Here is a 17,673-nt window from a genome sequence, read left to right on the forward strand (position 1 = left end):
TGGTTCTCACCGAACTCAACGGAAGCCCGGTGGCGGAGCGGATATTCACGCCTGCGGAATATCTTCCCGAAGGGGAAAAAACCTCGCTGATGCCTGTCGGCAAACCGTTTGAAATTCGCTTGCTATTGGCCAAACCCACTAACGACGTGGGCGGCTTCACGTTCGAACTGCTCTGATCCGGGTCTTTCATGCTTTCCGATAGCGAAATAGCTATCGGACGTCAAATCAGCTGCAAGAATGCGCACAGGCAAACGGGTGAGTCGAGCCCGAACCTTGCTGTTGATGGGCGAGGCCGCCTGCCTGGAAATGAAAAGAAATCGGCACTCCGCTAAATTTCGGGCAGGCGGCATTAAATGGGCTTATTTCAGCCGCTTGGCTAGCATCCTCTTGAAACACGGACCTCGGAATGCGAGCCCGAGTCTTTAGATTTTGCGGGAACGTCTTGAGATCAGGCCCAGCCCGGCGATGGCCGAGCCGAACAGCCAGACCGCGCCGGGAACCGGAACGGGCGACGGCGCTACTCCCGGGCCGTCGCCGCCGCCGAAATAGCCGCTCGTGATCTCGCCGTTCTGGTTGCCGTTCATGGCCGGTTCGGGGCCTGAAAAGTCCGTCACGTGGGCGGCGTACCAAGCGTTTCCTTGGTCCGCAGTTCCGGTAGAGGGGGCGTGGTAGGAGTCGGGCGTATCGCCGTTGATGTCGGTGATGCTAAAGCTGAGCGGCTCCTGGCGGTTACTCCCGGTGCCCGACACGACTACGTCGAATCTGCCGAATCCGTTTAGTGTCCGGTTGAAATCGACGTTCCAGCCGGCGGGTAAACCGGTGATATTGTCCGATTCCAAGCTGGTTCCGTTTGCCAGATTGAACCCGAACGATTGGATGCCGAAATTGGATAATTCCTTGTCCGCAAATGGCTGGCCCGGATCATTCAGTGCATCGACGTCAAAGGTAACATCGTTCCCCGATGTGCCCACATTCACCGTCAAGTAATTCGTTCCGTCGGTAAAGGGGGCTTGGTCGATGTTCGTTTGGTCCAGGAAATAGGATGCTGCCTGGGATTGGCCCGTCACGGCCAATGCCGCTCCCAAATAAAGCGGTGCGAGTCTCATGATTCTCTCCTTGAAAATCCAGTTTGGCCAATTCGGTCGGCGGATACAAACCGGGTCTATCCGGACTATCCCTGATCCCGGTTACGAGCGTGAGCCCGTAACGGTGTTGACGCACTTGAATCGCCAGAGTTCCCGATTGTGAGCAAGGTTTTACGTTCCGCCTCACGTTTGCGACGGATGCCTTCGAAGCATTTGAGAGAGCGGGAAGCCGGTTTCGACGGTTGAAGTTGTATTCCGAGGGAGGAGGCGACGGAACGAAGGCGAAGCGATTGGGCGGTGCGCGCCGTTTGAGACAACAGCCGATTCGCGTCCGAATCGGGCAAATCTTCCTTGGAGCGCCGAAAGTTCTTGGCTTATTCTATCCGGCGACCCTGGGCATTCCTTTGTGTCAGGGCTCCAAACGTTGGTCATTTAGTATAAGTAAGTCTTATTACAGTAATCATAACAACTGAATTTTTTTTATGAACGGAACGGCTTATAGTTTCTCGCTGTGAAAGGACAATACGATTTGCGGTCCAAGTAGGACCAGAAAAACATTCCTGAGAACAATCCACAGATGTGGTAGGAGGAAAGTATGGCTGTAAAGACCTATAGCGCGGGCGTAAAAGAATACCGCGAGACCTACTGGATGCCGGATTACACCCCGGCGGATACCGATATCTTGGCCGTATTCAAAATTACGCCTCAGCCTGGCGTGCCTCGCGAGGAAGCGGCAGCGGCAGTCGCCGCAGAATCGTCCACCGGCACCTGGACTACGGTTTGGACCGACCTTCTGACCGATCTCGACTATTACAAAGGCCGCGCCTACCGCATCGAAGACGTTCCGGGCAGCGACGAGCAGTTCTATGCCTTCATCGCTTATCCGATCGATCTGTTCGAGGAAGGGTCGGTGGTAAACGTTTTCACTTCTCTGGTCGGCAACGTGTTCGGCTTCAAGGCCGTCCGCGGATTGCGCCTGGAAGACGTGCGCTTCCCGATTGCTTATGTGATGACCTGCGGCGGTCCGCCCCACGGCATTCAGGTCGAGCGCGACATCATGAATAAGTACGGCCGTCCGCTCTTGGGCTGCACCATCAAGCCGAAACTGGGGCTGTCCGCGAAGAACTACGGACGCGCGGTTTACGAGTGCCTGCGCGGCGGCCTGGACTTCACCAAGGATGACGAGAACGTAAACAGCCAGCCGTTCATGCGCTGGAAGCAACGCTTCGATTTCGTCATGGAAGCCATCCATAAGGCGGAGCGCGAAACGGGGGAACGCAAGGGCCATTACCTGAACGTGACCGCGCCGACCCCGGAAGAAATGTACAAGCGTGCGGAATACGCCAAGGAAATCGGTGCGCCCATCATCATGCACGACTACATTACCGGAGGGTTCTGCGCCAATACGGGTCTTGCCAACTGGTGCCGCGACAACGGCGTTCTCCTGCATATCCACCGTGCCATGCACGCCGTGATCGACCGCAACCCGAATCATGGCATCCATTTCCGTGTGTTGACCAAGATTCTGAGACTATCGGGCGGCGATCACCTGCACACCGGCACCGTCGTCGGCAAGCTGGAAGGCGATCGGGCGTCCACCTTGGGCTGGATCGATCTGCTTCGCGAGCGCTACATCAAGGAGGATCGCTCTAGAGGCATCTTCTTCGATCAGGATTGGGGCGCCATGCCGGGAGCGTTCGCCGTCGCTTCGGGCGGTATCCATGTCTGGCACATGCCGGCGCTGTTGTCGATTTTCGGCGATGACGCCGTGTTCCAGTTCGGCGGCGGTACTCTCGGCCATCCGTGGGGCAACGCGGCGGGCGCCGCAGCCAACCGCGTTGCTCTGGAAGCTTGCGTCGAAGCCCGCAACCAGGGCCGTCAGCTCGAGAAAGAAGGCAAGGAGATTCTGACATCCGCGGCCAAGGACAGCCCCGAGCTCAAGGCTGCATTGGAAACCTGGAAGGAAATCAAGTTCGAGTTCGATACGGTTGACAAACTCGACGTGGCGCACAAGTAATCGCCCGGACAGTCCGACTGATTTGAAGCGATACCGTTGAAGAACCGAACGTCGCTAGAAAGCAGTCCCCTCTGAAACGGGAGGGGATTGCTCAAGCGATCAATGAACGAGGATTGGAACAATCATGAGTGAAATGCAAGATTACAAATCCAGCCTGACCGATGTTTCGAGCCGAAAATTCGAAACTTTCTCCTATTTGCCGCCGATGGACGCCGCCAATATCCGAAAACAGGTGGAATACATCGTCAGCAAGGGCTGGAATCCGGCCATCGAGCATACCGAACCGGAGAACGCCTTCGACCACTACTGGTATATGTGGAAGTTGCCGATGTTCGGCGAAACCGATGTGGACCGTATTCTGGCGGAAGCGGAGGCCTGTCATAAGGCGCATCCGAACAACCATGTGCGGTTGGTCGGCTACGACAACTTCAAGCAGTCGCAAGGCGCTGCCATGGTGATTTACCGGGGGCCGATCAAAGCCTAGGCGCAGCCAGGCTTAGGTTCGAAAGCCCCGTTCTGTGAATGCAGGCCGGGGCTTTTTTTCGAGATGGCGATTCAAAAAGGTATGGACTTAAGCAAGCGACTTGATCGGAGCGTTACGCTCAAAGACGGGCGCAGGCTCGGCTTCGCCGAGGTCGGTGATCCCGGCGGAATGCCGGTCGTCTACTGCCACGGGTTCCCCGCCTCCCGGCTGGAGAGCGTCCTCATTGCGCAGGCGGCCGAACGTCAGCGGGCACGCATTATCGCCCCCGATCGTCCCGGCTACGGACTGTCGGATTTGAAGCCGGCGCGCACTATCGGGAGTTGGGCTGACGACGTCGCTCAATTGGCTGATTATCTGGGCATCGAACGGTTCTCAGTGCTGGGCACGTCCGGCGGGGGACCTTACGGGCTGGCCCTCGCCGCGCAGCTGCCGGACCGGGTACAGGCGGTCGGGATCATCTGCGGTCTCGGGCTATTGGAAGATCCGGAAGCGACGCAGGCTATGCATTGGCCGGCACGGTTCGGATTCGGCGCGGCCCGTAGCGCACCCCGGATGCTGCGTTTGATTTACGGAGAGTTCCTCGGACGCCTGATTTTCCGAAGCCCCGAAGTGGCGCTGTCTCTACTGGCTTTAGGCAGTCCGGCTTCCGACCGGTCGACCTTGACGCGCCCGGAGATTAAAGCGGCCCTCTGCGCCTCGGTGCGGGAGGCCTTGCGTTCGGGCGGGGAGGGAGCAGTACAGGACATGATTTTGTATGCTCACGACTGGGGGATTGACCTCGCGCAGATCCGAATGCCGACTACGTTCTGGCACGGCGAAGCGGATGTTACCGTGCCGTTATCCCACGCGCTGGCGCTCGCCGAACGACTTCCCCACGCTCAGGTTTTTACATTTCCGGGCGAGGGCCATTTTTCTCTGCCGATAAACCGTGCGGACGAAATTATCAAAACGTTAATCGAGTCGATAAAACGTGGAAATCCGTGAAGAGGATTGAGCGATGACCATCTCCGAACAGTATTTTATCGAAGAACAACCCTATTACCGGCCGGTCTCTAACGAGATCGAGTTATTCGAGGCCGCCTATGCCGCGCGGATGCCGGTCATGCTGAAAGGCCCGACCGGTTGCGGCAAGACCCGTTTCATCGAGTTCATGGCTTGGAAGCTGAAGCGGCCGTTGATTACCGTCGCCTGCAACGAGGACATGACGGCCTCCGACCTGATTGGACGTTTCCTGCTCGACGCCACCGGCACGCGCTGGCAGGACGGGCCATTGACCACGGCGGCCAGGATCGGTGCGATTTGTTACCTGGACGAGGTGGTCGAAGCGCGCCAGGACACGACGGTGGTCATACACCCTTTGACCGATCATCGCCGGACCATGCCGCTCGACAAGAAAGGCGAGTTGGTGCATGCGCATCCCGATTTCCAGTTGGTCATTTCCTACAATCCCGGCTATCAAAACCTTTTGAAGGACTTGAAGCAATCCACCAAGCAACGCTTCGGCGCCCTGGATTTCAATTACCCGAAGACCGAAGTGGAAACCGAAGTGATTTCCCACGAAACCGGCGTCGACCCGAAAACCGCAGAGAAGCTGGTGCAGATTGCTCATCGAGCCCGCAATCTCAAGGGCCATGGTTTGGACGAGGGAATTTCGACGCGTCTTCTAGTGTATGCGGGGCAGCTGATCGCGAAGGGCGTCGAACCGAGGGCGGCATGTCAGATGACCTTGGTTCGCCCCCTGACCGATGATCCGGACATGCGGGATACTCTGGACGCAGCGGTTGCTACGTTTTTCTAAAAAAGGACTAAGCCGCTGCGGGGCAAGACGAGGCGAGCCATGAGCATCAACCTGGAAGACTACCGCGAATACCTGGAGCGGGTCGAGCCGCATATCAAGGACACCCTAGAGGCCAGCTTCCACGAAGCGGGGCGGGTGATGTCGCCGGGCGGCTTGCGCAATTATATCGAGGGTGCCCGCGTGCTTTCGGAACTGGGACGCGGGTCCGAACTGGTGGTGTCCTATATCCAGGAAATGCCCCTGGTCGCCAAGGAAGTGGGCGACGAAATCATTCCCGATGTGGTGACCTCGGTGATGAAGCTGGCCTCCATGGTCAGCGGGGGCGTGATCGCCGCGCTGTTCGACAGCCTGCCCACGGCGGCCAGCCGGCTGGGCGATGCCGACTTGCTGCGCCAGTATCTGGCCCTGGTCCATCAGCTTTCGGCGAAAGCACCACGCGGATTGCGCCCGATGCTTCAGCACCTCGACCAGCTATTCGATAAGTTGACGCTGGGCGGGCTGCGCCGCTGGGCGCTCTGGGGCGCACAGGCGCACGGGCGCGATTTCGAAAACCTGGCCAAATATTTCGGTCTCGAAACGGCGGACAGCCTCGCGGTGCTCCAGAAGGAACGCCGCGGCACGCTGTTCGTCGATACCCAGCGCAAGCTGAACTTCTATCTGCGCGCGTTGTGGGGCCGCGATTTCCATTTGCGCCCGACGGCCGGCGATTATGAAACGCGCGAAGGACTCAAGCCTTTCATCGAGTTTCCGGTCATCTACCTGCCCGATGCTTTCGACGATTACGGCGGCATTTCCGGCAAGGAGCTGTACCGTGCTGCCTGCGCCCACGCCGCCGCGCATCTCGCCTACACCAAGAAGCCGATCTCGGCGGAAGCGTTGAATCCGGTGCAGATGTTCATGATCGGTCTGATCGAGGATGCCCGTGTCGAGCATCTGGCCATCCGGCAGTTTCCAGGGCTCCGGCAGCTCTGGCTTCCGTTGCATGAGGCGGATGCCGAAGGTCGGGAAAGCCGCGATCCCGCTCTGTCTTTCTTGGAGCGCTTGGCCCATGCGCTGCTCGATGCGGAACTCGAAACCGAGGATAGCCTGATTCGGGAGACGGTAGCGGCCTTCCGGGAAGTCTTTGCGGCTCGTCCTGATGACAACCAAATCAGCTGGGATCTGGGTGTAACGCTATATAACAAGGTCAAGGATCGACTCGCGCTCCCGTCGTTGCGCATCCTGGAGGGCATAGCTATCCCGTACCGCGACGACAACCGGTTCATCTGGGCGTTCGCCGAGCAGTTCTGGGAACAGGCGGAATACGCACCGGCCAGCGAGCGCCAGGTCCGCAGGAAGGTTTCGGTCATGGAGATGGTCAACGAGGTGGACTGCGAACTGGCGGGGGACGATGCCCAGGAGGTCTGGACCCTGGAGACGCCGTTCCATTTGGATCAGGAAGGCTGCACCATCAATGAACTGGAAGGCAAGGAGCCGGTCAGCGATCCTTATCATTACCCCGAGTGGGACTACCAGGTACAGTTGCACCGCCCCAATTGGGCGACCGTTTTGGAAAAACGGCAGCCCAGGGGGGAGCAGGAACTGATCGAGCAGATCCTGGTGGAGTACAAGCCCGTCGCCAGCCGCCTCAAGCACATCATCGATGCCTTGCAGCCGCGGGGTTTGGTCCGCCAGCGGCGGCAGGAGGACGGCGACGAGATCGATCTCAACGCCGCCATTCGCGCCATGATCGACATCCGCATGGGTGAGATGCCGGACCCGCGCATCAATATCCGCTACATCCGGAAGACGCGGGATTTGGCGGTGCTGGTGCTTCTCGATCTATCGGCATCGACCAACGAGATCCTGCCCGGATCGGACCGGGCGGTCATCCAGCTTGCGCGTGAGGCGACCACCTTGCTGGCTTGGGCCATCGACGGCATCGGCGATCCTTTCGCCATTCATGGGTTCGCTTCGGACGGGCGGCACGATGTGCAGTACTACCGTTTCAAGGATTTCGATCAAGCCTTCGACGATCAGGCGAAAGCGCGGCTGGCGGGCATGCAGGGTGGGCTCTCGACGCGGATGGGGGCGGCGCTTCGTCATGCCGGAAAGTTTCTGCTCAGACAGCCGCAGCAGAAAAAATTGCTGCTCTTGGTGTCGGACGGCGAGCCGGCGGATATCGACGAGCGCGATCCGCAATATCTGCGGTTCGACACCAAGAAAGCGGTGGAGGAACTGGCGACCGCGGGTGTGACGAGCTATTGCCTCACTCTAGACCCCGAAGCGGACGAATATGTATCCAGAATCTTCGGCCCGAATCGCTACACTGTCGTCGATCATGTGCAGCGATTGCCGGAGCGCTTGCCGGCCTTGTTCGTGAGTTTGACCGGCTGATGTACACTATCCGAATAAGATCGACCGGAGCCGTGCCAGCCTGGATTCCGCCAGAGTCCCCGGTCTCCCGGGAGCCAGGAGACCGATCCTAATCCCACTGATCCAGGGGGCACAGATCAATTTCCCGACTGACCTCGAGGATCTGTTCCCTTAACCATTGATGAGCAGGATCTTTATCTCTCAATGGGTGCCAAGCCACGACGAAGTCATAGGCCGGCAGACCGAAGGGGACCTGGACGAGTTTCAATGGCGAGGACTTGATACAAGCTTCAGCGATTCGCCGGGGTAACGAAAGCAAAAGGTCCGTCGTTGCGACGGTAAAAGGAGCCGAGAGAAAATTCGGCACGACCACGGCGACTCGTCTCTCCAAACCCTGTTTCATTAGCCAGCGTTCGACAATCTGTGCATTCAGATCGCAAGAGGAGATCAGCAACTGATTCCTTTGTAGGTATTCCTCCAGAGTGATTTCATCTTCAACACCAGCATAGTCACGGCGGGCGATGCAAACTATAGTGTCATCGAAAAGCCGCACCCAATTCAAATGCGCCGGCAGCTTCAACATCGCCTGAAAGCCTAAAATCAAATCGATCTCCTGATTCTGCAACCGGGCCTCGAGCGAACCAGTGTCTGGCCGTTGCACATGAATCTCGATCCGAGGAGCGAGGTTGCACACCCGCTCGATCAGGCGGGGCAAGACAAGAAACTCGAAATAGTCCGATCCGGCCAGGATGAATCGTTCGTGGCTCGTAGCAGGATCGAATTGAGCCGGCGACTTGAGGATATGTTCCGCGTTTCGCAGGACCGAGCGGACGGGCTCGAGCAATGCCGAGGCGCGTTCCGTGGGCTTCATGCCCGTCGGTGTCCTCACTAGCAAAGGATCGTCGAACTGTTGCCGAAGCCGCTGCAGGATTTGGCTCATGGCCGACTGGGTAATAAACATCTTTTCGGCGGCCCGTGAAACGTTGAGTTCCTGCATCAACAGATCGAAGGCCAGCAGCATGGTGAAATCGAGGTGTCTCAGATTTAACATGTTTGAAAACTGCTAGTGTCGTTAAATACGACCGGCCGTTGGATACCTTAGCTTAAACCAGCTGTCCAGCCGGAATTGGACTTCAGTATTGTTCGGCAATCTTGCCGAAAGTTCCCTTGCCCTTGGATGTCTCCTTCGATCCCAGGCCCGTAGCACCGCCGCTCGGAGGCGCTTCGCCCCAGCTTTGCGGCGGACGCGGAACCTTACCATCCATGATGTCGTCAATTTGGAAACGATCAATCGTCTCGTACTTGATCAAAGCTTCCGCCATGAGATGCAACTTTTCCATGTTTTCCCGCAGCATACGCTCCGAACGCTCGTAATTGCGATCGATCACCGAGCGAATTTCTTCATCGATCAAATGAGCGGTTTCCTCGGACACCATCTTGTGTTTCGTGACGGAGCGTCCCAAAAACACTTCACCCTCTTCCTCGCTATATGCCAGCGGCCCTAAGCGCTCCGAGAGACCCCAGCGGGTAACCATGTTACGCGCCAGAGTGGTGGCGCGCTCGATATCGTTCTGAGCGCCGGTCGTCACTCGTTCCTTGCCGAAAATAATCTCTTCCGCAATACGTCCGCCGAACAAACTCGAAATCTGGCTTTCCAATTTCTGCTTACTCGCACTGTACTGGTCGCGCTCCGGCAAGAACATGGTGATTCCCAGGGCCCGGCCGCGCGGCATGATACTGACCTTGTATACGGGGTCATGCTCGGGGACTAGCCGTCCTACGATGGCATGGCCTGCCTCATGATAAGCAGTGAGTTGCTTCTCTTCGTCGCTCATGACCATGGACTTGCGTTCCACACCCATGAGGATTTTGTCCTTGGCTTTCTCGAAATCCTCCATGTCGACATTGCGCTTGTTCTTACGGGCCGCGAACAACGCCGCTTCGTTGACCAGGTTTGCCAGATCCGCGCCGGAGAAGCCGGGCGTCCCGCGCGCCAGATATTGAACCTCGACGTTGTCGGCGATCGGCACTCGCTTCATGTGAACCTTCAAGATCTGCTCGCGGCCCCGAACGTCGGGAAGCCCAACGACGACCTGACGATCGAAGCGGCCCGGCCGCAATAGCGCAGGATCCAAGACATCGGGACGGTTGGTGGCCGCGATGACAATGATGCCTTCGTTTCCTTCAAAACCGTCCATTTCGACGAGCAATTGGTTAAGGGTCTGCTCGCGCTCGTCATGACCGCCGCCCAAACCGGCACCGCGATGGCGGCCTACCGCATCGATTTCATCGATGAAGATGATGCACGGCGCATTTTTCTTCGCTGTTTCGAACATGTCACGTACGCGGGAGGCGCCCACGCCCACGAACATTTCGACGAAATCCGAACCGGAGATGGAGAAGAACGGAACCTTGGCCTCTCCGGCAATCGCCCGGGCCAATAAGGTCTTACCGGTACCCGGAGGGCCCACCATCAGAGCCCCGCGCGGGATTTTGCCACCCAGCTTCTGGAACTTGCTCGGGTCCTTGAGGAAGTCAACCATCTCCTGGACATCTTCCTTAGCCTCCTCAACGCCTGCGACGTCGGCGAACGTCACCTTGACTTGATCTTCTTCGATAAGCCGGGCTCGACTTTTACCGAAGGACATAGCCCCCCTTCCGCCCGTGCCGCCTTGCATCTGGCGCATGAAGAAAATCCACACGGCGATCAGCAGCAACATCGGGAACCACGAGATAAAGATCTGCATCAGCAGTGATTGGGATTCCGGCGGCTGAGCCTTGATCTCGACGTGATTCTTCAACAAGTCGTCCACCAGGTGGTCGTCGCCAGGACTGTAAGTGGTGAACTTCTCGCCGGTTCCGAGCATGCCTCGGATCATCTGACCATCGATATTCACGTATTTTACTTGCCCTTCCTGTACGTCCGAGATAAACCGCGAGTAAGGTACTCCCGGATCTACCGGCATGCGGGGACCAAAATGGAGGAAAAGCAGTGCCAGTGCAATGGCACTGATTATCCACGGAATCGCATTTTTCATTAATTCGTCCACTCATCGGTTTGTTATGGTGTTTACTTGTCAAATCCCGCCTGCTTATTGCTTATAAACCTCTTTATGGAAGAGGCGGAAATGATGCGGTTTGCCAGTGTTTGAGAGCCTGAATCGGGATGAGGTATCCCAAGGTTCGCTGGAGAATGTGATGGTTGTAAAGCGTGATAAAGCGGCGCAGGGCGGATTCCAAGCCCTAGATGGAAATCGAAGCAATGGCTTTGCAGGACCTCCGTTGAAGCGCTTAACCATGCCATTAGTTTGCGGACGACGCGGCGGGATGAGGCGGTGTTCGATCTCTTGCAGGGCACAGGTACGGTCGGACGATGGTCGCTGGACGACTGCTGGCTGCAATTCATGAAATGATCGACGAACGCCGAGCCGTTGTCGGCTAGGTACGTTTGAATGCGGAAGGGAGCAGCCTAGCCGACAGATTTCAAAAACACCTTGGGACTCCGGGCGGTACGGTTGACCTCGAGAGTGAGATAGACCCAGCGGGTGGTCCGGTCGATGGCAACGAACAGGTAACGTCGCGGCTCGCCTTCGATGGTTAGAAACCTCAATCGGATTGACCCAAAACCTCACGGAGCACGCCCCGAACTTCGAAGAGGGCATGGTTTCTTCCATGGGAGCTGACATTTTATTAAGGCTTCAAAGCCGATGTGCCACTTCTCGCCGGCTTTCGGCACAGGCGATCAACGGTTCCTTTGAAAGAAACATTGGTGAGATAAAGGATATAGATCACGGCCAGTACCAGCATAGTGATGGCCAAAGTTGCCAGAAGAGAAGGACCTGCTTGCGCCGTACCCACCGAAAATGGCACATGCGCATCCACTTCCTCACCCTCATTTATCAGGGTAACGTGCGCGAGATAATTTCCCGGCTCCGTAAAATTGATCGTCGCGTTGGTCGACCCAGACGAATGGATCGTCGGCGGTTGGTAATACATCCTTGTCCCGTCAGGTTCTCGTGTGATTTCAAACTCAACCGTCATCCGACGTAGTGCTTTACCTTCGTAGTCGAACACCAGGGTCGACTGTCCAACGTCCGGAATGGCCTTGCAGTACTCCGTAGTTCCCGTGAGTTGCGGCTGATAAGCCGTGAAATGCACCCAGTGAGACCCGACGGCAATCCGGCAGGAATCGGCGTCGATTCCAGAACCGCCGCCATGTGCGCGGATCACCCCGGAAAATGAAGCAAGAATTAAAACGGCCAAGGCCGAGACTATTTTGTTGAGGTATCTGTTTCCGCACATATCTTTTGCCCTCGTTAACCTGGTATTTGCCGATTATAGTCTGTGCGTCGCGGGTTACTCTGGAGCAGATTCGCTTGTATAGCCAAATAATTATTGCAAAAGTGCCCAACCAAGATAAATAAAAATATCTCGATATAAGCTGAGAGTTACTCTCAAAATATACGGTTAATTTCTTCCCGCGATGCTGCATTAAAGACTAACCTTGGACAGTTTTAAAATTAGATTTTTTGATACCGTCATTAAAATCTTTAATACCTTAATGTTGCATTTTTAGTTCGATTTCATGTCAGAATCTTCGCCGGATGATTCTTGGGTATATCCAGTTCATCCGTCAATCATTGTTTAATTTCATCAGTAAGAGGAAATATATGGCTACTATACAACAAGCGGGTGGGATCGCCGCCCAAGAGAAACCACTGCTGGATAAGCGTTGGCTCGTTTTTGGTCTTGGACTCTACCTCGTGTTTTACATGTGGGTTCGCTGGTACGAAGGGGTCTACGGCTGGTCCGCCGGTCTCGACTCGTTCGCACCGGAATTCGAGACGTACTGGATGAACTTCCTGTACACCGAAATCGTACTGGAAGTGATCACCGCCTCGATTCTGTGGGGCTATCTGTGGAAGACCCGGACTCGAGACATGGATGCCGTAACGCCGCGGGAGCAGTTATACCGCCACATGACGCATGGAATCTGGATGTGCTGCTATGCGTGGGCACTGTACTGGGGCGGCAGCTACTTCACCGAACAGGACGGCACCTGGCACCAGACGATCGTGCGCGACACCGACTTCACGCCGTCGCACATCATCGAGTTCTATCTGAGCTATCCGATCTACATCATCAGCGGGGGTGCCGCGTTCCTGTATGCGCATACCCGCCTGCCGGCATTTGCGAAGAACGGGTTTTCCCTGGCCTATTTGGTCGTCGTTGTCGGTCCGTTCATGATTCTGCCGAACGTGGGACTGAACGAATGGGGCCACACCTTCTGGTTCATGGAAGAGCTATTTGTAGCGCCCTTGCACTACGGCTTTGTGGTATTTGGCTGGACCGGGCTTGCCATTATGGGGGTTATCTCGCTGGTTGTTATGGATATCGCCCAATTGATCAAGAAAGAACTATGTCCGGAATTGGCGTGATCGGAAGCCGAATGGCCTTCTTCGGGTAAATGTTGAGCAGCCATAAACCCTGAAGTTAGAGGCCACTGTCCGAAACGGAAATCCCTGGGCAGTGGCCTTTTTTTACCCTCCGGCAGAGGACGGAGTGGAGCACGGTGCTGTAAAGACGCCCATGACCATGAGATTTATGGATCACAGAAACCCTTATTAAAGTCTCGGAGAAACCCACCATGACGAATCCCAGTTTGTTATCCAAGCTTTTGGAAAGCCGATATTCGGGCCTTCTACTCGTAGCCTTTGTCATCGGACTATACATCTTGCAGACGAAGGTCATTTCACCGTTCGTCGAGACTGTCGCGAGTTCGGATGTATTCCAGGAAGAATCAACGTTCGACGGCAAAGACCTAAGCCAAATGGCGGCCTTGCACTGCAATCATTTCGTCCAGGATCGGTTAGGCGCTTCCGACACGATTGAATTTACGGATAGCGGCCACAGAGTATGGCAACTGTCCAATGGACGCTACCTTGTTAGCTCGCACGTTGTGGAGCGTGACGCTTCGGGACAGCGGAAAAACATCGCCTTTGCGTGCAATATCCATTACACCGGCGGATCTCAGGGTGACGATACGCTTCGGATTAACTGGACTCTTGAAGGCTTGGAGCTTAATCAAACCTGATTTCCATTATTTGATATATCCAAAAACACGGAGAAAACTCATGCCAATTTATGCCGTACAGCGCCAATTGTCTGGCATTACCCCTGAACAATTGTCTGAAGCCCAAAAGGCCGCTATCACAGCGAGCGATAAACTTTCCCGAGAAGGCGTACGGGTAAGATACATACGGACTAACTTTTACCCGGCTGATTCCCGCTGCACCTGTTTATTCGAAGCCCAGGATGCGGAGTCGGTGAGGCGTGCTAATGAAGCGGCATCGCTTCCATTCAATAAGATAGAAGAAGTGCTTGACCTTAATCCTTGACTCGCGGATGGTCGAGGCGAGCGAAAGAGGCAGCCTATCGCAGCACTATCCGGTGTCCACACATCCCTATTCAGAAATCGAGGACATATCCATGAAAGACGCGATTCACTTCTCCCGTGAAGACTGGTTGCTGTGGTTGGGCATCTTCGGGTTTAGCGGGATCTTTATATTGATCATGTCAGTATTTACTATAGTCCCGATAACCCATTATATGGTACGCATAAGTATTACCATAATGATGATGTTTATTCCGGGGTATGTCACCATGAAGCTATTCTTCGATCATATGGAGCTTACCGAATACAAGGTACTCGACCGGTTTATCGTTCCGGTGATCATCTCGGCAATGACGGTGCAGCCCTCGTATTTCTTGGTTACTTATCTAAGAACCTATGGACTTAAAATCGATGAGGACGTGATCAACAGCGACTTCCTCGCCGCCCTCATCGCCATTCTGGTCACGGCCATCGCCTTCGGAATCAAGTTCCTTCAGGCCAGAATGGCCGGCTTACGGGAGCAGGCCGGTGTCTGAAATGCCACTCGCCGTTCTTGATTCGGCCCAGCCAGTGCGACAATATTCTGTACCGTTTGGAACAGAATCAGGTTTTTCTTCGGCGGGCCGGTATGAGACAACGAGAGTTCGACACCCAGAGAGCCATCGCCGGCGCGATGGACGTGTTCTGGCGCAAAGGGTACAAAGGCGCCTCAATGAGCGAACTGCTGCGCGCCATGGGCATCGGCAAGGGGAGCTTCTATGCGGCATTCGGCAGCAAGCGGAAATTGTTTCTGCTGGCGCTCAAGCATTTCCGGGACACCACGATGCTGGTGCGTCAGTCCGGCGAGCTTCTGAACCGAGCCTCGGCAGTCGAGAGTCTGCGGAGGCTGTTCGAGCGGCTGATCGAGCGGACCCTGAACCATCGCCGCACTTGCTTGTTCGGCAAGACCGCGCTGGAATTCCGCGGCAGCGATCCGGACGTAGCAGAGGTGGTGCAAGCCGGCGTGGCTCAATTGGAAGACGCCCTGTTCGACATGGTGGTGCGCGCCCAAGTCGCCGGGGAGATTACGCCGAACCGGGACCCGCGGGTTTTGGCCAAGTTCCTCGTAGCAACCTATTACGGTGTTCAGGTCCTGGGCAGCGTCGCGCCATGCCGGCAGAATTTGAAAGATGTGGTGGTCACGGCGCTAGCGATGCTCGATACGAAAACCGCCTGATAGAGGTATGGGGCGTCCCTGCTGCGGTGGCGCCGTTTTTCGGCGGATTCTGTACCGTTCGGTACAGAGCAGTGCCAAGAATCTGATGGAGTCCACGTTTCGCCCGCCCTCATTACCACTCATAAAACACCGTGGAGAAGGAGGCTGCGCAAAACCTGAATGCGAGACAGAAGCCCTTTTTTTTCACTGATGACTACAGAAAAACCTCGCCATAGGAGACTTGCTATGTCCTTCTTACCGTCCAGCCCCGGCGTAACCAACTTGCCGGATGTTTTCGCCAAATATCCGAAGCGCGGCAGCCTGATCCTGCGCCTCATCCACGAGATTATGCGGGAAGAATCCCCCCTGACCAATGGTGACCGGGAACTGCTCTTCACCTATATCTCAGGACTGAATTCCTGCGATTTCTGCTACAGCTCCCATATCCCCGCCGCGGTGGCCTTTGGGGTCAACGAATCGGTGTTCGATCAGCTTCACGCCGACATCGAGACCGCCGCGGTCGATGAGAAGCTGAAACCCATCCTCCGCTATGTAAAAAAGCTGACCCTTGCCCCAACCCGGATCACCAAGACAGACGCCGACGCCATCTTCGCCGCCGGCTGGGACGAAAAGGCCTTCGTCGATGCGGTCAGCGTGTGCTGTGTCGTCAACTACATGAACCGTTTCGTGAACGGTGTCGGGGTAAATGTCGATTCCGACACCGCTCGGTGTACCGGTGCCGAGGTATTGCCCACCATCGGCTATTCGGGATGGGCGGAAAGCCTGGAAGTGGCCTTCGCTGATGAGAGTCGGTCAGCCACGTAAGACGTTTTCCTTTTGTAATGACCGGCGGCGGAACCGGATGCCCCGACCGGCCTCACCCTCACGAAAGGTCTAAGATTATGAGTTTAGGGTTGGCAATAATTTTTCGACTATTGGTGTTGCTGTCCATCGCACTGCTGGTTGTAGGATTGGTCAAGCCTCGGTGGGTCTGGCCGTGGAAGAGCAAGGAGCCCGATCGACCGGCCATCATGATGGTCGCGGCACTCTTGTTCATGGGGGCATTCACCGGATTGGGTGAAACCGCCCAGGACGCGGTAGGCGATGATCTGGAACATCAATTGGGAGCGCAGATTTTGAGCAAAGCCGAATACCGGATAGGACCGGATACCCGACGTTGCGCAGCCGGTACCCGTCCGGGCCAAGCGGGAGCCACGGACGACGAGGAGACCCCCGACGGGATCCGTTATAACGTGCGCACTCCGGTGAATTACGACGCTACGGTTGCCCATCCCCTGCTGATGGTTTATGCACCCCACGGCAAGAATCGCAATCGCAACGAGCAATTTACCTATCTGACGCGGGACGCCACGGCGGCCGGATTCATCATCGCCTACGTGGACCATCGGCGCATGGCCCCGGAAGCCCTCATCGAGCTCGCCGGAATTCCGAGGCATATCCAGGAAAAATGGTGTGTGGACGAGAACCGGATTCTCCTGACTGGCCATTCCGATGGCGGGACTATTTCGATGGGGATCGCCTTCGTCAATGGCACCCGCGACATTCCGGCGGCTATTGTGTCGAGTGCGGTCGGAATCCGCGCGGATGATCTGGCGGATCGTTCCTGTCCCAAACCGCTGTCGGTCCTGGTCATGCACAGCTCCAAAGACACGGTTTTTCCCGGTTATGGGAAAGGTACCGTTGAATGGTGGGCAAAGTGTAACAAGTGCGACGGGCGCGCCGTAGAAGCCTTGCCGAACGGATGTGTCGCCTACTCCGGCTGTGCCAATGGGGTAAAGACCTGGTATTGCGAGAACTCCAACCCGCACTCCGTATGGCCAAGCTTAAACCGCACAGTTATCGGTTTTCTGTCGACAGCAGTCCGCTCTCAGGAATGATTCATTGGATGGAACGGGAAGATATGATCATGCCGCGCTGCAGCGGAAACTGCGCACGATCTCGATGCCTTTTCCGGTCCTTGCGAGACTAGACAGCTAGGTATTTCGAAGATGGGGAGGAGTCGGCCGATAAGCCGGGTTCTGTCGTGGACAGTCATTCATCTAGGGCGCGCGTCACCGCGCGCCTCAAGCGACCTACCCGGGAGCCGTGCGGGCCGCACGTTAGGGGTTGCCCCCAATGCCCCCCTATTTGGTCTTGCTCCAGGCGGGGTTTTCCCTGCCACTCCCGTTACCGGAAGCGCGGTGCGCTCTTACCGCACCATTTCACCCTTACCGCGTTCCCGAAGGAGGCGCGGCGGTATATTTTCTGTGGCACTTTCCGTAGGCTTTCGCCTCCCAGGCGTTACCTGGCGCCTCGCCCTGCGGAGCCCGGACTTTCCTCTCCCC

18 protein-coding genes and 1 other RNA gene are annotated in these 17,673 nt (G+C 56.3%); 13 read left to right on the plus strand and 6 right to left on the minus strand.

What is annotated here, in order from left to right; genetic code table 11:
* A partial coding sequence (locus ABJK70_RS08535; RefSeq protein ID WP_347257782.1) for a DUF3426 domain-containing protein occupies positions 1–176 on the plus strand: 176 nt, incomplete at its 5' end.
* A gap of 246 nt (positions 177–422) precedes the next feature.
* Here ABJK70_RS08535 and ABJK70_RS08540 read toward each other — a convergent pair.
* Positions 423–1,106, minus strand: coding sequence for a VPLPA-CTERM sorting domain-containing protein (locus tag ABJK70_RS08540; protein ID WP_077728792.1), 684 nt, complete (start codon positions 1,104–1,106; stop codon positions 423–425).
* Positions 1,107–1,680: 574 nt separating this feature from the next.
* On the opposite strand from ABJK70_RS08540, the gene ABJK70_RS08545 reads away from it, so the two are divergent.
* The 5 genes from ABJK70_RS08545 (at position 1,681) to ABJK70_RS08565 (ending at position 7,760) form a co-directional block, all read left to right on the plus strand.
* Positions 1,681–3,102 (plus strand): form I ribulose bisphosphate carboxylase large subunit, encoded by a 1,422-nt coding sequence (locus ABJK70_RS08545; RefSeq protein ID WP_077728793.1) that lies wholly within the window; start codon positions 1,681–1,683, stop codon positions 3,100–3,102.
* Positions 3,103–3,226: 124 nt separating this feature from the next.
* Positions 3,227–3,586 (plus strand): ribulose bisphosphate carboxylase small subunit, encoded by a 360-nt coding sequence (locus ABJK70_RS08550; protein ID WP_077728794.1) that lies wholly within the window; start codon positions 3,227–3,229, stop codon positions 3,584–3,586.
* Between the two features lie 81 nt (positions 3,587–3,667).
* Positions 3,668–4,570 (plus strand): alpha/beta hydrolase, encoded by a 903-nt coding sequence (locus tag ABJK70_RS08555; protein ID WP_347257773.1) that lies wholly within the window; start codon positions 3,668–3,670, stop codon positions 4,568–4,570.
* A 13-nt stretch (positions 4,571–4,583) separates the two neighbouring features.
* Positions 4,584–5,384: a CbbQ/NirQ/NorQ/GpvN family protein gene (locus ABJK70_RS08560; RefSeq protein WP_077728796.1), complete on the plus strand. Its 801-nt coding sequence runs from the start codon at positions 4,584–4,586 to the stop codon at positions 5,382–5,384.
* Positions 5,385–5,423: 39 nt separating this feature from the next.
* The gene (locus ABJK70_RS08565; protein WP_156880360.1) at positions 5,424–7,760 is read left to right on the plus strand and encodes a nitric oxide reductase activation protein NorD; all 2,337 of its coding nucleotides are present in this window, start codon (positions 5,424–5,426) and stop codon (positions 7,758–7,760) included.
* 88 nt (positions 7,761–7,848) lie between these two features.
* On the opposite strand, the gene ABJK70_RS08570 is transcribed toward ABJK70_RS08565, so the two are convergent.
* The 4 genes from ABJK70_RS08570 to ABJK70_RS08585 all read right to left on the minus strand — a co-directional run bounded on the left by ABJK70_RS08570 (position 7,849) and on the right by ABJK70_RS08585 (position 12,041).
* Positions 7,849–8,790 carry a LysR family transcriptional regulator gene (locus tag ABJK70_RS08570; RefSeq protein ID WP_347257774.1) on the minus strand — a complete coding sequence of 314 codons (942 nt, stop codon included), beginning with the start codon at positions 8,788–8,790 and terminating at the stop codon, positions 7,849–7,851.
* 82 nt (positions 8,791–8,872) lie between these two features.
* Positions 8,873–10,777 (minus strand): ATP-dependent zinc metalloprotease FtsH, encoded by a 1,905-nt coding sequence (gene ftsH / locus ABJK70_RS08575; protein WP_156880361.1) that lies wholly within the window; start codon positions 10,775–10,777, stop codon positions 8,873–8,875.
* A gap of 431 nt (positions 10,778–11,208) precedes the next feature.
* Positions 11,209–11,349: a hypothetical protein gene (locus ABJK70_RS08580; RefSeq protein ID WP_347257775.1), complete on the minus strand. Its 141-nt coding sequence runs from the start codon at positions 11,347–11,349 to the stop codon at positions 11,209–11,211.
* Positions 11,350–11,429: 80 nt separating this feature from the next.
* Complete coding sequence (locus ABJK70_RS08585) at positions 11,430–12,041, minus strand: PKD domain-containing protein (protein ID WP_051331398.1); 612 nt, start codon at positions 12,039–12,041, stop codon at positions 11,430–11,432.
* Between the two features lie 368 nt (positions 12,042–12,409).
* Here ABJK70_RS08585 and amoC point away from each other — a divergent pair, with 368 nt between their 5' ends.
* From amoC to ABJK70_RS08620, 7 genes are all read left to right on the plus strand, one after another.
* The gene (gene amoC / locus ABJK70_RS08590) at positions 12,410–13,177 is read left to right on the plus strand and encodes a bacterial ammonia monooxygenase, subunit AmoC (RefSeq protein WP_347257776.1); all 768 of its coding nucleotides are present in this window, start codon (positions 12,410–12,412) and stop codon (positions 13,175–13,177) included.
* A 296-nt stretch (positions 13,178–13,473) separates the two neighbouring features.
* Positions 13,474–13,833 carry a hypothetical protein gene (locus ABJK70_RS08595; RefSeq protein ID WP_347257777.1) on the plus strand — a complete coding sequence of 120 codons (360 nt, stop codon included), beginning with the start codon at positions 13,474–13,476 and terminating at the stop codon, positions 13,831–13,833.
* 40 nt (positions 13,834–13,873) lie between these two features.
* Positions 13,874–14,137 (plus strand): DUF4242 domain-containing protein, encoded by a 264-nt coding sequence (locus ABJK70_RS08600; protein ID WP_156880368.1) that lies wholly within the window; start codon positions 13,874–13,876, stop codon positions 14,135–14,137.
* 91 nt (positions 14,138–14,228) lie between these two features.
* Positions 14,229–14,669 carry a hypothetical protein gene (locus ABJK70_RS08605; protein ID WP_347257778.1) on the plus strand — a complete coding sequence of 147 codons (441 nt, stop codon included), beginning with the start codon at positions 14,229–14,231 and terminating at the stop codon, positions 14,667–14,669.
* Positions 14,670–14,761: 92 nt separating this feature from the next.
* Positions 14,762–15,349: a TetR/AcrR family transcriptional regulator gene (locus ABJK70_RS08610; RefSeq protein ID WP_347257779.1), complete on the plus strand. Its 588-nt coding sequence runs from the start codon at positions 14,762–14,764 to the stop codon at positions 15,347–15,349.
* Positions 15,350–15,574: 225 nt separating this feature from the next.
* The gene (locus ABJK70_RS08615; RefSeq protein WP_347257780.1) at positions 15,575–16,153 is read left to right on the plus strand and encodes a carboxymuconolactone decarboxylase family protein; all 579 of its coding nucleotides are present in this window, start codon (positions 15,575–15,577) and stop codon (positions 16,151–16,153) included.
* Between the two features lie 89 nt (positions 16,154–16,242).
* Positions 16,243–17,226 (plus strand): hypothetical protein, encoded by a 984-nt coding sequence (locus tag ABJK70_RS08620; RefSeq protein ID WP_347257781.1) that lies wholly within the window; start codon positions 16,243–16,245, stop codon positions 17,224–17,226.
* A 114-nt stretch (positions 17,227–17,340) separates the two neighbouring features.
* Here the strand turns inward: ABJK70_RS08620 and rnpB are convergent.
* An RNA gene (gene rnpB, locus ABJK70_RS08625) (RNase P RNA component class A) lies at positions 17,341–17,673 on the minus strand; the annotation flags it as partial.

Source organism: Methylocaldum sp. (genome assembly GCF_039794385.1).
Lineage (GTDB): Bacteria > Pseudomonadota > Gammaproteobacteria > Methylococcales > Methylococcaceae > Methylocaldum.